General features: G+C 59.3%; 12 protein-coding genes. 8 read left to right on the top strand and 4 right to left on the bottom strand.

Annotated elements, in window-relative coordinates:
* Positions 1–76: 76 nt before the first annotated feature.
* On the bottom strand, positions 77–1,015 hold the full coding sequence (locus QTJ18_RS00060; RefSeq protein WP_252755416.1) for a DUF4214 domain-containing protein: 939 nt from the start codon (positions 1,013–1,015) through the stop codon (positions 77–79).
* 510 nt (positions 1,016–1,525) lie between these two features.
* Between QTJ18_RS00060 and QTJ18_RS00055 the strand changes: the two genes are divergently transcribed.
* The 3 genes from QTJ18_RS00055 to QTJ18_RS00045 all read left to right on the top strand — a co-directional run bounded on the left by QTJ18_RS00055 (position 1,526) and on the right by QTJ18_RS00045 (position 3,495).
* Positions 1,526–1,783: a type II toxin-antitoxin system VapB family antitoxin gene (locus QTJ18_RS00055; RefSeq protein WP_252755417.1), complete on the top strand. Its 258-nt coding sequence runs from the start codon at positions 1,526–1,528 to the stop codon at positions 1,781–1,783.
* Positions 1,780–2,184, top strand: a complete 405-nt coding sequence (locus tag QTJ18_RS00050; RefSeq protein WP_252755418.1) for a type II toxin-antitoxin system VapC family toxin — start codon at positions 1,780–1,782, stop codon at positions 2,182–2,184. Before QTJ18_RS00055 ends, QTJ18_RS00050 begins: the two co-directional genes overlap by 4 nt.
* A gap of 246 nt (positions 2,185–2,430) precedes the next feature.
* Positions 2,431–3,495 (top strand): GNAT family N-acetyltransferase, encoded by a 1,065-nt coding sequence (locus QTJ18_RS00045; RefSeq protein ID WP_252755419.1) that lies wholly within the window; start codon positions 2,431–2,433, stop codon positions 3,493–3,495.
* Positions 3,496–3,568: 73 nt separating this feature from the next.
* On the opposite strand, the gene QTJ18_RS00040 is transcribed toward QTJ18_RS00045, so the two are convergent.
* Positions 3,569–4,315 (bottom strand): phosphatase PAP2 family protein, encoded by a 747-nt coding sequence (locus QTJ18_RS00040; RefSeq protein ID WP_252755453.1) that lies wholly within the window; start codon positions 4,313–4,315, stop codon positions 3,569–3,571.
* Positions 4,316–4,606: 291 nt separating this feature from the next.
* Between QTJ18_RS00040 and QTJ18_RS00035 the strand changes: the two genes are divergently transcribed.
* From QTJ18_RS00035 to QTJ18_RS00020, 4 genes are all read left to right on the top strand, one after another.
* Positions 4,607–6,904, top strand: a complete 2,298-nt coding sequence (locus QTJ18_RS00035) for a GNVR domain-containing protein (protein WP_301557734.1) — start codon at positions 4,607–4,609, stop codon at positions 6,902–6,904.
* Entirely contained in the window at positions 6,894–8,249 is a 1,356-nt protein-coding gene (locus QTJ18_RS00030; RefSeq protein ID WP_252755421.1) for a glycosyltransferase family 4 protein, read from the top strand. Before QTJ18_RS00035 ends, QTJ18_RS00030 begins: the two co-directional genes overlap by 11 nt.
* 75 nt (positions 8,250–8,324) lie before the next feature.
* Positions 8,325–9,755, top strand: a complete 1,431-nt coding sequence (locus QTJ18_RS00025; RefSeq protein WP_252755422.1) for a hypothetical protein — start codon at positions 8,325–8,327, stop codon at positions 9,753–9,755.
* Positions 9,755–11,233, top strand: a complete 1,479-nt coding sequence (locus QTJ18_RS00020) for an oligosaccharide flippase family protein (RefSeq protein WP_252755423.1) — start codon at positions 9,755–9,757, stop codon at positions 11,231–11,233. Before QTJ18_RS00025 ends, QTJ18_RS00020 begins: the two co-directional genes overlap by 1 nt.
* Before the next feature lie 38 nt (positions 11,234–11,271).
* Here QTJ18_RS00020 and QTJ18_RS00015 read toward each other — a convergent pair whose 3' ends face one another.
* Complete coding sequence (locus QTJ18_RS00015) at positions 11,272–12,240, bottom strand: NAD-dependent epimerase/dehydratase family protein (protein ID WP_252755424.1); 969 nt, start codon at positions 12,238–12,240, stop codon at positions 11,272–11,274.
* Between the two features lie 24 nt (positions 12,241–12,264).
* The gene (locus tag QTJ18_RS00010) at positions 12,265–13,497 is read right to left on the bottom strand and encodes a glycosyltransferase (RefSeq protein ID WP_252755425.1); all 1,233 of its coding nucleotides are present in this window, start codon (positions 13,495–13,497) and stop codon (positions 12,265–12,267) included.
* Between the two features lie 440 nt (positions 13,498–13,937).
* On the opposite strand from QTJ18_RS00010, the gene QTJ18_RS00005 reads away from it, so the two are divergent.
* The gene (locus QTJ18_RS00005; RefSeq protein ID WP_252755426.1) at positions 13,938–14,753 is read left to right on the top strand and encodes a PIG-L family deacetylase; all 816 of its coding nucleotides are present in this window, start codon (positions 13,938–13,940) and stop codon (positions 14,751–14,753) included.
* The last annotated feature ends 125 nt before the right edge of the window (positions 14,754–14,878 follow it).

The raw sequence follows: 14,878 nt of genomic DNA, 5'->3' as shown, positions 1-14,878 counted from the left end.
GATCGCTCCAAGGGGCCTTTATCCCTGTCATCGGTCTGCTTGTGTTTCTCGTGCCGACCCTTGGCGGCCAGAAGGATCAGGTCAGCCAGATGCCGGCGCTGATTTCCGGCGCGACGGCCGCGACGTTTTCCGGGCTTTCGGCAAAGCTTGCCAGCACATAGGCCTTGCTTGCGCCGCGATCCAGCTGGCTTGTCCAGTAGTTCATGCCACCCGCCTCGCCCTGGCGATCGAGAACATTCTGGTACAGCCTCGACACGAAATCGTAATTGGAGGGGTTGGAGCCGTAGACAGACCGGAACTCCTGCGACTGGGCAAAGCCGAAGCCGACATCCGTCAGGCTCGCGCCGCGATCCATCTGATCGATCCAGTATTTCAGGCCGCCGCTATCGGGCGTGCGGTCGAAAGCCGCCTGATAGATGCGATAGGCCTGGCCCGCATTGCCATTGGTATCGACGGCCAGCGTCCCATTGTCGAAGCGGATGCGCTCGACATTGATGAAATCATTGTCGGATGTGCCGTTCTTCTTATCCAAAAAGATGAAGCCATTATCCGATTTGAGAAAGTAATCGGAACCGTTTCCGGACAGAACGGCGGTATCGATCCCCCGGCCGCCATCGACATAATCATTGCCGCCGCGCGTATAGATGACGTCATTGCCGTCATAGCCGGCCAGCTTGTCACTGCCTGTCGAGCCGTAGATCTGGTCGTCGCTGCGCAGCATCAGGGAAATGAAGCTCTTCAGGTCGCCGCGGCTGAGATAGGAATCGGCAAGCGAAGCGGGCGCTGAAAAGCCGTAGACCTCGCCGATGATGGAATTGCCGGCATATTGGCTGAAGCCGGTCATGGTGCCCGCCACCAGAGCGCGCCCGGAATAGCCGAAACCATAGCCGTCATAATAAGCCGTGCGGTATCCGTCGCTGATGACGTATTCGCTCGAGGTTCCGCGTACGACATCCCCCGACCAGAAGGTCGGATCGACAAGATTGGTTGCGGTATAGGCGCGGGATGTCGCCATGTCAGTCCTCCATTTCAAGATGATGCCATCGGCCGGCAGTTCAGCGCCTCGGATGGGTTAATGCCGCGTACATCATGTACTATCGATAGAGGGAGATGATGCGCAATGGCACAGCGTCAAGGTGTGGCCCGGCCATTTCATGATCCCGCCTGCGGCCCTCATGGCCGAATGCGTCCATTCTTAAAAAGCGATTGCGGCAAATTTTGATAGGGAGCCCAAGTTTTGCGCTGCCGATCGCGCGTCTCCGTCGATCCGGTTAAACCCGGGAAAAAGCGCCTCGGAAGAAAACGCCGGGCCGAAAGTCCCTGCCGTAAGGCCATGGATTTCCACGCAAACACAACCCATAGCGACGCCATTCAACCCCTAGCGTCCATGACAGCAGGCAAGAAGTTCGCTGCACCTTCACGACCGATAACTATCGCTTATCAGAGGTTAGCCATCTAACACGATTCTCTTGCCATCTCGCCCTACTGTCTGTATGTTAAGGCCACATTTTCGACGAGGCACACCATGTCCGAGCCCCAGCTTTCCATTCGCAGCAGCAAGGCGCGCGATCTCGCGCATGCGCTGTCCCGCCGGACGGGCCAGCCGATCAACCGGCTCGTCGAAATCGCGCTCGAGCGCTATGATGTCGAATTGAGGCAACAGGATAAAAAGCATCCGCTGGATGCCGTCTGGGAGCTTGCAGCAGAAGGTCGTCGCACTGTTCCGGCTGGTACGACCTCTGCGCATGATGATCTCTATGACGAAAACGGTCTGCCCATATGATTGCGATCGACACCTCGGTTCTTGTCGCAATCGTCCTAGAGGAGCCGGAAGCTGAAACATTCAAGTCGGTCCTCCGGCAAGAAGAGATCGTTGTCGGCTGGCCTACTCTGTTCGAAACCAGAACGGTTTTGACAGCCAAACGCTTTTCCAATCCGGCTGACATTGTTTCCCGGTTCGTTGACGCGCCAAACATCATGCCGATCGCTTTCAGCGAAAAGCACTATCGTGCGGCTGAATCCGCGCTGGACCGATACGGCAAGGGCCGACATCCAGCGGGTCTGAACATGGGCGACTGCTTCTCCTATGCCGTTGCCGCAATCGCCAAGGCTCCGCTGCTCTTCAAGGGTCAGGATTTTTCGCAGACGGACCTGAAATGTCATCCCGCCTCCTCCACCGCCTGAGCGGGACAAGCGACCGGGGCTGGCGCGCGGCCGGAAGGCGGCGGCAAAGCCACATCAGATAAATTTGCTTATCAAGCGATCCTGTATTCTCGCGAAAAACCTTGGATCTTTCGAAAAACAAGGCTTGGTTGCAGTCACATTCCCGTGAGAATGCGATGCTTCCTCGGATTTTCGGGGATAGGTGACGGAGATATTCATCCCTTGGCGTCAATTTCTCCGCCACAGCCACCGAAGACGGAGGAATGGATGCGGCTTGAGATCATCGACAGCGTCGCGCGGTTGCATGCAATCGGCGAGGCCTGGTCCCGCCTGGCGCAACGGACGCCCTATCCGATGTTGCAACACAGATGGATGCTGTCGGCCGCGGAAGCCTATGAGGGGCAGGTTCACTTGCAGGTCTTTGCCCTTTGGGATGGCGAGAGCCTCGTCGCCCTTGCGCCCTTGGCGCGGTTTCACCGGGGTCCCGCCGCTCATCTCCAATGTCTGGCGCGGGATGTGGGGGAACCGGATGCCTTCCTCTATGCCGATCGTGCGGCGCTCGATGCGCTGGTCCTGGCGATCCTCCGGCAGGGCCTCGCCCTGAAATTGTCGCATCTCTCCCGCGACGGGAGCGAATATGCGGCGGTGAAAGCGCTGGGACGCGGCGCCTTGTCCATTGAAAGATCCGGAAGCGGTCATGCCGCCCTCCTGCCCGCCACGCAGGCGCAGCTCGACGAGGGCCTGTCGAAGAGCGCGCGGACCATGCTGCGCCGCAAGCAAAGGCGCGCGGAAAAATTCGGCTCCGTCCAGTTCCTGATGGAGACCCTGCAGGACGACAACCGGGCGGCCTTTCTGCAGGATCTCGTTCAGGTGGAAGCGTCCGGCTGGAAGGGGCGCAACAAGACATCGCTCAGCCATAACGAGGGGCAGAGACGCTTCTTCGACCTCTATCTCGGCCGCATGGCGCCAAGCGGCGCCCTGCGCGGCGATCGCATGCTGATTGATGGCCGCACGGTCGCCATTCGCCTTGGCCTTCGCTCCGGCGGACGTCTATACGAGTTGAAGATCGGCTTTGACGAGGCCTTCGAAGCCTGTTCTCCGGGCATTCTCCTGACGCATGAGACGCTGAAGGCGTCGATCGCCGAGGGCCTGACGGTGCACGAATTCTTGGGCGTCGGGGAGAATTGGCAGAGGCACTGGCCGCTGCGGCGTCAGGAACAGGTCACGGTGCGGCGCTATCCACCATCCCTGAACGGGGCATGCAATCTCGGCCGCGATGCCTTTGCCCAATTGGGCGGCCGGGTGGCGCGGGCGCTGGCCGCAAGGCGCTGAAAGATCGCGCGCCAGCGCGCCGCCGCAACCGGCCGATCCCCCCCTCACCTTCAATAGCCCCGATCCTTGAGCCTCAATCGTCTGGATGCGTGGTGGCGGGGGATGGCTCGATCTCCCGCCCGCCCAGGAACCAGCGCGCGGCAAACCAGGTCAGACTTGCCCAGGCGGTTCCGGCCGCCCATCCGCCCAGCACATCCGTCGGATAGTGAACCCCAAGATAGACCCGGCTGCAGCCGATCAGAAAGGTCAGCAGGAGGGCAATCAGCGGAAAGAACAGCCGCAAGGCCGCCGTCTTTTCCAGCCGGGACAGGAGCGCTCCGAGCGTGAGATAGGTAATGGCCGACAGCATGGCGTGGCCGCTGGGGAAACTCAGATCATAGACATCGACGAGATGCGGCACGAGATCCGGCCGCGGCCGGGCCACGCCGAGCTTGAGGGCACTGCTGAGCAACCATCCGCCCAGGATCGAGCCGGAGACGAAAAGCGCTGTGCGGCGCGAGCCGCGCAGCAAGAGATAAAGGACGACCAGGCCCGTCATCAGTGCCAGCACGGTCGTGCCGCCCATGGCGGTCAGGTCGTTCATGACCTTGGTCAGCCAGACAGGGCCGATGGGAACCGAGGGATCGGAGGCATCGCGCAGGGCCAGGAGAATGCTCTCGTCGAACTGGCGGGTCTCGCCTTCCATGATCTCGGAGGTGAGGCTGACGAAGCCAAGGGCAAAGACGGAGGCGATCAGGACCAGAAGCCAGGCCCGATATTCCAGGGCAGCCGAGAGCCGCGACAGATAGGGTCTCGAAAAAGAGGGAAAATGCTTGAGCATCACGACAGGAGAGACTTTCGCAGGCAAGGCAGGATCGCGCGGGATCGATGCTGAAAACTATGGAACAGGGACAAGGAAAGACAAGGTCCGGCGAAGGGCCTCTGAGTGAGGCTCGGAACTGAAGCTAGCACTGGAACTCACAAAGACCAGGAGAAGGGGCAAGCACAAGGGGCTGAGCGGCCAGCCTTACCAGGCTGCGCCCAAACTGCGGTAAAAGATATCTTAACACACTGGAAATAGAATTCGCCTGAGAAAATCCCAGGTGAACAGGATAAAGAAGCGGCGTCCCCTATGGCTGGCACTACGGATCTCGACGAAGGCATGCAGGGTTCCAACCGTGCCGAGGCCGTTTCTCAAATTGATTTCGCCTATGTTTCGGTGACTTTACGTCATCACATCGCGCTAATTGCCGCTCTGGGAGTCCTATTTTTAGTTACTTCGGCAGGACTATCTTTCCTTATCCGTAATTATTACGTCGCAACTACTGGTATACTCGTTGATCCGGAAGGCTCGCGTATTGTTCAAAGCGAAGTCGAAACCAATCGGAACTCCACAGAAGCACGTGCGCTCAACCAACAATTCATTCTGACCTCCGTCAAGGTTCTATCGGCGGTCGTCACTTCGCAAAATCTAGCGGATGACCCAGAGTTTGGCGCCACCAAGCCCTACGAAGCCGATTCACAAAAGCGGAAACAAAAGGCGCTAGAAGCCCTTCAACTAGTCACTACAGCAACACTGAACAAATCAAGCTTCGTTGTTAACCTGTCCGTCACCACCCATGATCCAGAAAAATCGGCACGGATCGCCAATACGATCGCGCAGACCTATATTGAAACGCGCGCCTCGATGAATAACGGCTTCCTGCGCCAGGCCACGACGGATCTGTCGGCCCAGCTGGCCAGCCTGGAAAAGGCGGTCGAGGACGGCGACCGCGCCGTCCAGGCCTATAAAGCGGAGCATAATCTCGTCGATATTGGCGGGCGCCCGACGGTGGAACAGCAGATCACCGAGGCCAATACGGAGATTTCCCGCATTTCGGCCAGCCTGGCGGATAATCGCGCGCTGATTTCGGAACTGGCCCTCGCCCGCTCGAACCCCGAATATTTGCGGCTGACGCCGGATGCCTCACTGACGCCGGCCCTCATCGAATTGCGCACGCGCTATCTGGCGGCGCTGGAACAGCAGACGGTGATGCGCTCCTCCTTCGGCGAGCGCCATCCTTCCTTTCGCGGCGCCGAGGCGAGGACCCGCACCATTTCCTCCCTGCTCGACAAGCAGCTCGAGGATTTCGCCACGTCCCTGTCGCGCAATGGCGACAAGCTGAAGAGCCAGCTGGAGATCCTGCGCAGCAATCTCACAAACTACAAGAACAGCCTGAACCAGAATGACGAATCCATGGTGCGTCTGCGCGAATTGGAGCGCAAGCTGGCCAGCGACAGGCTTGTCTATGAATCCTTTCTGCTGCGCACCCGCCAGCTGACCGGCCAGGAACAGACGGTCAGCGAAAATCCGCAGATCATTTCGCCGGCGCAAGCGCCGTTGCGTAAGAGCGGACCACCTCGCGCGCTGATCGTTGCTGGCGCCACGCTTCTCGGCCTGCTATTCGGTTGCGGCATTGCGCTCTCGACCGGCGGGCCCGAGGCAAGGCGGGAAAAACGCGGCCTTCGAGAGGCGGCCGCGGCGCAAAACCATCCTGACGAGGGTGATCGCGACAACCGCCAGAGCCGAGGCCGTACGCCCCTTTTCCGGCGTCTGTCCGGTTTGGGAGCCTGGATGGGGCGCAGGCAGCCGCCGGCCAAAGAGCCAGTGCTGGCCTCCGCGCCTGTTGCGTCCCTCATTCAACCCCCTGCTCAACCTGCTGCTGAACCCCTTGTTCAACCCGGTGTCCAACCTATCGCCCAGGCTCCTGTTCAGCCTCTTGCCCAGGCCCCGGCTCCGGCTGCCATGCCGGTTTCGGCCTCCACGCCCTATCTCGATCTGGCGCGCAGATGGGCCAGGGAGGCCAAGGCCCGCAAAACCCATTGCATCGCCCTTTACGCCGCAAAGCCGGGCTTTGCCGAAACAGCCCTGCTGCTGGCCAATGCCGTGTCGCAGCTGGGGCATCAGGTCCTGCTGGTGGATGGCGATGCCGATGCCAGGCTGACCGAACTGGCGGCAGCACAGCAGCATCCGGGACTTCTCGATGCCGTGTCGCTGAACCGCATTGCCGGGGAGTTCATCGCGATCTCGGAGACGGCGGACGGCTTCTGCTTCATGCCGGCCGGCCAGGTGCAGCGCCCGAGCGCCACCCAGCCGCCGGCCCGCACGCGCAGCCTGCTCGACCTCGTGCCGCGGATCAGCACGCTGACCGACTGGCTGAGCGAGGGCGGCCACCGTTTCGATCTCGTCATCGTCTATCTCGGCCCGCATGCCTTGAGCGGTGCGCTTCCCGCCATCGAGGCGGCCGCCAATACATCCCTGGTGATGGGCAATCAGCGGGATGTCCAGACGGTGGCCGATATCATGTCCCGGCTGAAGCGCCGCGGGATGAGCCCTGTCGAACCGCTCTTCATCAGCGACGGCCACCAGAGTATTGCCGATGCTGGATGAGCCCGACCGCCCGCAAGACGCCCTCCTGCCGCAGTCTCAGCACCGGCCCGCCGCAGCAGGTCGTCCCTTGAAGCGGGTGGTTCTGATCAATGATTTCTCGGTGGCCCGCGGTGGCGCGACCGTTCTCGTCCTGCTGCTCCTGCGGCTGTTGCGGGCACAGGATATAGCGGTGACGGTCATCGTGGGCGATGCCGGCGCGGCTCCGGAGCTCCAGGAGCTGGGTGTCGAGGTCGTGGCGCTCGGCCAGCAGGCCCTTCTGGCGGGCAATCCGGTCCGCACCGCCATCAACGGCATTCACAATCAGGCGGCGGCCGATCTTCTTTCCGGCTGGATTGCCGCTCACGATACGTCGGAGACGGTCTATCACGTGAATATCTGGTCGCAGATCCTGTCGCCGGCGATCTTCGTGCCGCTGCGGCGGGTGGCGCGCCGGACGATCATCCATGCCCATGATTCCTTCCATGCCTGTCCGAACGGCGCATATATGGATTATCGCCGGCAGGAGCCCTGCCAACGCGTGCCGCTGGGTGTCTCCTGCCTGACTACCCATTGCGATCGCCGCTCCTATCCCCAGAAGCTCTGGCGCGTGGCCCGCGAGGCCCGTCTCTGGGCCGCCATGGGTCGGACCCCGGACTGGGCGCGCATCGTGATGATTCATGAAAAAATGGCGGCGGGCCTGCTGCGTGCCGGCTATGAGCCATCGATGCTGACGACGATCCGCAATCCGGTTCTGCCCTTTTCCAGCACCCGCATTGCCGCGGAGGATAATGACCGCTTCATCTTCATCGGCCGGCTGGAGGAGGAAAAGGGGCCACAGGATGCCCTGGCGGCGGCGGAACGCGCCGGTCTCTTAATCGATATCATCGGCGACGGCCCGTTGCGGGCCAAGCTCGAAGCCCGCTATCCGCAGGCACAGTTTCATGGATGGCGCAGCCGCGACGAGATCGGCGCGCTGATCCAGAAGGCCAGGGCCATCGTCATTCCATCGCGCCTGCCGGAGCCCTTCGGCCTAGTGGCCGCGGAGGCGGCCGCCAGCGGCGTGCCGGTCATTCTGACGGACATGGCCTTCCTGGCCGATGAAGTGGTGTCCAAAGGCATGGGACTGGCCTGCCGCACCCAGGATCCGGACGATTTTGCCGCGGCCTTGCGCCATATCGCGGCCCTGCCCCATCCCGACATGCAGGTCATGAGCGAAAATGCCTATGCCAGGGGCATGAGCCTTGCCAATACCGAGGCCACATGGCGCGACGCTGTGCTTGCTTTGTACAGCGAGGTGCTGGCCAGCAGCATTGCAAAAATTGGCTTGATTGGAAGGCATACCAAGCCGCCCGCACGGACAAGTTGATCGGAGTAAGGGGGTTTAACAAGAGGTGGCTAGGTGCCCTTGTGACGGTACCCAATTAATGGCAAAGGAAGTAAAATGGAATTCATTCCCATAGCTCTATTCTGGCTGACATTGGCCTTCGCAATAGTAAGCCGGGGACCGTTTATATTTTTCTTCTTGTTCTGCTCCATGTCTTTCGGCTCCTTCTCAGTCGTTCCGCCGGCTCTGACCCAGAATCTGAGTCTTACGCCGACACCCGTCATCGCCCTTGCTTTCATTGTCAAGTATGTCGGTGGGCGGAACAGTGCTTCGAATATCATTAATATTGCGTTACAACCGTCGCATTGCCTTCTACTCTTCCTCTTTCTAATAACAGCGATCTGGACGACGATTTTCATGCCGCGCATTTTCGCTGGCGCAGTGAATATAATTCCAATGCGGCTGGATGACAGCACTTACATAGCCGCGCCGCTTTATCCAACGCAGCAGAATATTTCTCAGTTGGGCTATCTGGTAATCTCAATATTTACCACACTGACCTGCGCCCTTGCATTTCAGGCGCCAAAAACCCGCCAGCAGGTGCTTTTAGGCATGTGCATGGGAGGCGTTATGGTCGTACTGACTGGCTTCCTAGACGTGCTAGGTCTTGGTCCATTATTGGACATCTTCAGGACGGCGACGTACGACTATCTAACAAATGTTGAAATTGCTGATGTTAAGCGGATTGTAGGATTGATGCCAGAAGCGTCCGTATATGGAGCTCTTTCTGTAACCTTCTTGACAGCAATCTATTTTTTTCGTCGCGCAATAGCTAACTGCTACGTCAGGCAAATTCTAGCTCCTTGCCTAATTGTTCTTCTTGCTCTGTTTTCGCTTTTATCAACCTCATCATCCGCCTATGGCGGACTGGCCGTTTTTGGATGCATGGCTACTACGGAATGGGTATGGCGTTGGGTTAAGGCAGAGCAAGGTAGCCTTGCGCGAGAGGGACTCCTAGTTGAATTTTGGTCATTTGTCATAAGCCTTGCTGCCGTCTATGTTTTACTGTTGATAGTTCCCGCCTTGTTCGAGCCCTTCGCCAAGCTGGTCGATACAATCATTTTTCAAAAGAGTACGTCAGATTCATACGAAGAACGAACTATGTGGACTCTGGTGTCGCTAAATGCCCTTCTAGACACCGGCTTCTTAGGCGTTGGAGTTGGATCCACACGGGCTTCAAATAGCATCGTTGCAATTTTTAGTAGTTGTGGATTGCTTGGTGGTCTTTTTTATTATGGTTTTGTTCTTCAGACATTTCTGCGTGCGTCAGCGAATGGCTCCGATGTTGATAAGGCCGTGCTCAATGCAGTCCGGTATTTCCTGCCACCCGTCATTATCCTCGGCGCACTGGCTGGTACCTCACCTGATTTTGGCATTATGAGTGCCTGTGTCTATGGCTTAGCAGCTGCCGTGACAGGTCCCCAGTCGCTCACCATTTCAAGACGCGCAAAGGAAGCTCTTCCCCCTCATGCCCACCAATCTACCTGATGTCCGATCCTAAAGTGGCGGCACTCTCTGAAAAAACCATTCGTGCTGGGTTCTGGACCATCGGCGCCCGCTTGATCTCAAGGGGGCTCGACTTCCTGACCCTTCTAGTATTAGCCCGCTTCTTGGGACCTGCTGATTTCGGCCTGGTGGCCACAGCGATGACAGTCATCTTTGTTCTTGAAGCCGTTCTAGAGCTGCCGCTAATTTCGGTCTTGATCCGCATGCCCGAGATCAGCGATCGCGCCTACAACACCGCCTTTACCCTTGGCCTGCTGCGCGGCCTGCTGTTGACTATCATAATGATCACTCTCTCTTATCCCCTCGCCCTCTTCTATGGTGATGATCGGCTCATGATACTGATCTCAACACTTTCTGCCGCACCAGCTCTGCGGGGAATGGTAAGCCCCCGGATGGTTATTTTCGATAAGGCAATGAGTTTCCAGCAAAGAGGCATGCTAGAAATCGTTAGCAAGGCGGCCGCCGCCGCCGTAGCAATAACTCTCGCAATAGCGACTCAAAACTACTGGGCGATTGCTGCCGGTACATTGACTGTGCCTGCAGTAATGGTGATTTTTTCTTATGTTATAGCCCCAATGTGGCCACGCCTGACTATAGCTGATTGGCCGTTATTCGAGCGAATGATCAGCTGGAATCTTGTGTCCCAGACCCTGACCGCGATAAATTGGCAGATGGACCGGATCCTGCTGCCACGCTTTGTTGACACGGCCGCTTTCGGTCGATTTGCGGCGGCGAATGATCTGGCCTCACTACCGTCGCAGGCAATCGCGATTCCTGCCACAGTGCCTTTAGTATCAGCTTTTGTAGTCGCACAAGAAAACAACCGTCTAAGAGAAGCTTATCTTAAAAGTAGTAGTGGCTTCTGTTTGGTGCTACTGCCAGTCTTAGTGTTTTTGGCAGTCTGTTCTAACCCGGTCATCAACGTCCTACTTGGGCCCAAATGGACAGAAGCTGCGCCCATTCTGGCGGGCCTTGCGCTTGTTGCAATACCCACCCTGCCCACCATGCCGGTGTTCCCACTAGCTCTGGCACTGAATCGGTTCCGTGACCTTGCTATCCGCTCAGGCGTTGAATTCCTTTTTCGCCTTCCCCTGTCTTTGGCCGGCGTCATCCTGTTTGGTATACCAGGCGCGATCATAGCGAGATTGGGAAGCGCGATAGTAGTGTGTATGTCATCTCTCATCCTGACAAAAGCAATGTGCGGTATCGGTTTACAAGATCAGCTGGCCGTTACGATTAGGCCTTTTATGGCCGTCATTCCGGCCTGCGGCGCACTTTTGGTCTGCCAGTATGCCTTCAGATATGATGATCAACTCGTCATTGAACTCTTCGCGACCGGTCTAGCTTACTGCCTAACTTATACCGCCTCCGCTGTCGCTTTCTGGTATATGGCGGGTCGCCCTGAAGGGGTGGAAGCTAGCATCCTCGGATTGGCAACATCATTGATCCGAGCTAGATGACAATCAATTAACAGCGTCTCATGACGCCACTCCGATGCTTAAACAAAACGCCCGTCACTTTCGCCGTTCCAGCGTTCGATGGCGCCGGGAAACCGGCCCCGATCGGCCTGCCCCATGGCTTCGAGCCAGCCCGGCACGACATCGGTCGAACGCGTCAGCTTCGTCACGCGATCAGGATGGATGCCCAGTCCCATGGCGGAAAAGGGCCTCAGAAGCATGGCGGCGAAGGTCACGACGGCCTTGGGCACCAGGACGGTGCGGGCCCGCGGCATGTGGCGCAGGCGCAGGCTCTCGACAATGTCCTCCAGCGTGTAGCGATCCGGATAGCAGCCGTTGAACAGCACGAAACGCGCCTCCTGCCGCTCGGCGAACTGGATCGCATCGAGAAGATCACCGACATAGAAACAGGCCTTGATCGTATCCCGCCGGCCCGGATAGACGAAGAAACCCTTTTTCAGAAGGGCCGCCATGCGGGTGAAATTGCCCCCTTCCCCGGGTCCGAAGATGACGGCCGGGCGGCAGATCACCAGCCGGCGGCCGGCCTCCTCCTCCATCCAGGCGCGCTTTATTTGCTCGGCCATGAATTTCGACCAGCCATAGGGCGATTCAGGCGCCGGCGGCGTCGCCTCGCTCTTGGTCTCCTCGCCAGGCCCATAGACCGAAATCGAGCTGGTGAAGACGATCTGCGGGATCTGAAGCCTGCGGGCAAGCGCGGTGATGGCGACGGCGCCCAGGATATTCGTCTCGTAATATTCGTGATCGGGATGGCCGGGCGTGGTGTGCACGGCGGCCAGATTGTAGATGCGGTCGATCCGCATGCCGGGATCGAAATCCGTCAGATCGCGCACATCGGCGGTGCGGTAGTCGACGCCCTCCAGACGCTCGCGCGGCGGCTTGATATCGACGGAGAGGACGCGATCGCCGACGGCGACGAGCCGGCGGACAAGATGCGTTCCGATGAAGCCGGAGCCGCCGAAAACCAGCGAATGGGTGGAAAGATCTGCCATGATAAAGGCCTCTCGAAGGGAGGTTCAACGTAAAGTTCGGCCGGGCTGAGATCCAAACTGAGATCCGGATGCCGGCCCGGATACTGGGCCGGATACTGGGGAAGGTGCCTGGGCGCCGTCGAGCCGGACGGCATGCATATCGTCTGGCGCCAGCCTCAGCCGGCCGGCCATGTCGCGCAGTTCGGGGATCTGGCCGAGGAACTGCCGCAGCTCCAGTTCGAAGCGCTTGACGTGAAAACTATGCGCATGGGCTTGGATCGCCTTGGAATCGAAGGCGACCTGACCCGCTTCGAAGGCCTTCAGGCTTTCCATCAGCGCCTCGGTGGTCTGTTCGTGGAAGAACAGGCCCGTCACCCCGTCGACCACGGTTTCCAGGGCGCCGCCCCTGGCAAAGGCGATCACCGGCCGGCCGCTGGCCATGGCTTCGAGCGGCACGATGCCGAAATCCTCGACGCCGGGATAAAGAAGCGCCCGGCAGCCGGCGAGATAGCGCTCCATCTCCGCATCGGAAACGCCGTTCAGGAAACGGACGGTCGGGCCGGCCATGCGCTTGAGCTTGGCCGAGGCGCCATCGCCGAGCACGACGAGCGGCAGATTGAGCCTCGTGCAGGCCTCCACTGCCAGCTCGATCTTCTTATAGGGCGTGATCTGTCCGGCACACAGGTAGAAATCCTTGGGCCCCTCGACCGGCTTGAAGCGGTCCACATTGACCGGCGGATGAATGACGGTGGAGGAGCGGCGGTAGAATTTCATCACCCGCTTGGCCACATAGCCAGAATTTGCAATGAAATGGTCGACGCGATGCGCGGTGGTGACATCCCACTGGCGCAGCGCGGGCGCCGTCAGCGCCAGCATCCACCGGGCGAGACGTCCCGCGCCCTGCCGGTATTGGGGATAGAGATCCCAGATATAGCGCATGGGCGAATGGCAATAGCAGACATGCACGGCATCGGGCCGCGTGATCACCGCCTTGGCCGGGCCGGCTTCGCTGGAAATCACCAGGTCATAGGCGGTCAGATCGAAGGATTCGAGCGCGAAGGGCATGAGCGGCAGCATTTTCTGATAATGCCTGGCGCCGCCGATCTTCTGCAGGAACGAGGTGGTGATCTTATGCTTTTTCAGCTTGGGGGACAGGGTGTCCGGATCGGCGACCAGCGTGAAGATATCGGCATCCGGAAAAATATCGCAAAAGGTCTCGAGGACCTTCTCGCCCCCGCGCATGCCTACCAGCCAATAATGTACCAAAGCGACTTTCAAGGCGCGACCTCGTAAAACATATACGCATACGTGCTTCATACAGGGGGCTTATGTAAATCCTGCTAACCGCAATGCTCCATTTTGGGCAGGTAGGCTTACACTTCATTCACCATGCCGGGAAAAACCCGGGTATTCGTTATCTCATTAGAGAGAGTTAAACCTTAACTCCTGGGTCTGAAGGACATCCGGACGGGCGGGACGCCCTGCCCGCTGAAGCGGGCATAGAAAGGCCGGAGTGCCGCGAAAGCAGGCATAAAACGGCGGGCATGCCTGCCGAGGCGACAGGATACCCCGCGGGGGCGGGCATTGGGGCGCAAGGATCAGGCAGGATGGGGGAAGACGGATTGCACGAGCCGCCGGATGAGACAGGCAAAGCGTCAAACGCCGCAAGGGGAAGCGCAGCGGGGAACGTAAGAGAGAGCTTACCGAGAAGCGCCGCCATGACGCAGGACGATTTTGCCGGATGCGTCATCGTCATGGCCCATCCGGATGATGAGATCCTCTGGGCGAGTGCGCTGGTAGCCGGCGCCCGCAAGATCATTCTCTGCTATACCGAATCCGCAGACAGTGCGGAGGTGACGCAAGGCCGGCGGCAATTGCTGCAGAGCTTTCCGGTGAAGACCGTCATTTCCCTCGATATTCCGGAATCCGGCACCTATCAGTCGACGGACTGGACGCGGCCGGTGGAGACCCCCTACGGCATTGCCTGCAGCCGCAACCGGGATCGCTATGCCCGCAATTTCCACCGGCTCGTCGATGCCTTGAGCGGGCATCTTGCCGAGGACGACGTGGTGGTCACCCATAATCCCTGGGGGGAATATGGCCATGAGGAACATATCCAGGTCTATCGCGCCGTCTGCGCGCTGAAGCAGACATTGCGGCTTCGCCTCTTTGTGTCCGGCTATGCGAGCGACCGCATTCTCTATTTCATGCAGCGCACCATGCCGCGGCTGGGCCGCGTTTCCGCGCCGCTCTTGACCGACAAGGCCCTGGCCGCGCGCCTGAAGGCGCATTACCAGGCGCACCGTTCCTGGACCTGGGACGATCATTACGACTGGCCCGATCACGAATGTTTCTACGAGATCGCCGCACCGGATGCGCCCTTGCGGCCGGGCACCGGCACGCTCTCCTCGCGCCCGGTCAATGTGATCTGGCTGGATGGATCGCTGCCCGCCTGGCGACGGCTCTATCGCAGCCTCAAGCGGCGCTGGCGCGCGCTGATCGATCGCGGCTCGGCCTGGAAAAAGCTGGTTTGACGCCGACTTCAAAGCGGACTTTGTAAAGTCCATTTGACAGAGGACGCGCGGAAGCCTGTTCTACCGCCCACTGCCCGCTACTGCCTACCGTTTCCCCTACTCGCATTCGCAATTTGCAGCCCGGT

The organism is Rhizobium sp. SSA_523 (assembly GCF_030435705.1).
GTDB lineage: Bacteria > Pseudomonadota > Alphaproteobacteria > Rhizobiales > Rhizobiaceae > Neorhizobium.
This window is presented reverse-complemented; position numbering and strand designations above follow the sequence as displayed.

Excerpts from the sequence above, each read along its gene's own strand:
- QTJ18_RS00005 (WP_252755426.1), top strand. The coding sequence starts at position 13,938 with ATGACGCAGGACGATTTTGCCGGATGCGTCATCGTCATGGCCCATCCG.
- QTJ18_RS00015 (WP_252755424.1), bottom strand. The coding sequence starts at position 12,240 with ATGGCAGATCTTTCCACCCATTCGCTGGTTTTCGGCGGCTCCGGCTTC.
- QTJ18_RS00030 (WP_252755421.1), top strand. The coding sequence starts at position 6,894 with ATGCTGGATGAGCCCGACCGCCCGCAAGACGCCCTCCTGCCGCAGTCT.
- QTJ18_RS00025 (WP_252755422.1), top strand. The coding sequence starts at position 8,325 with ATGGAATTCATTCCCATAGCTCTATTCTGGCTGACATTGGCCTTCGCA.
- QTJ18_RS00060 (WP_252755416.1), bottom strand. The coding sequence starts at position 1,015 with ATGGCGACATCCCGCGCCTATACCGCAACCAATCTTGTCGATCCGACC.
- QTJ18_RS00055 (WP_252755417.1), top strand. The coding sequence starts at position 1,526 with ATGTCCGAGCCCCAGCTTTCCATTCGCAGCAGCAAGGCGCGCGATCTC.
- QTJ18_RS00020 (WP_252755423.1), top strand. The coding sequence starts at position 9,755 with ATGTCCGATCCTAAAGTGGCGGCACTCTCTGAAAAAACCATTCGTGCT.
- QTJ18_RS00040 (WP_252755453.1), bottom strand. The coding sequence starts at position 4,315 with ATGCTCAAGCATTTTCCCTCTTTTTCGAGACCCTATCTGTCGCGGCTC.
- QTJ18_RS00035 (WP_301557734.1), top strand. The coding sequence starts at position 4,607 with ATGGCTGGCACTACGGATCTCGACGAAGGCATGCAGGGTTCCAACCGT.
- QTJ18_RS00050 (WP_252755418.1), top strand. The coding sequence starts at position 1,780 with ATGATTGCGATCGACACCTCGGTTCTTGTCGCAATCGTCCTAGAGGAG.
- QTJ18_RS00045 (WP_252755419.1), top strand. The coding sequence starts at position 2,431 with ATGCGGCTTGAGATCATCGACAGCGTCGCGCGGTTGCATGCAATCGGC.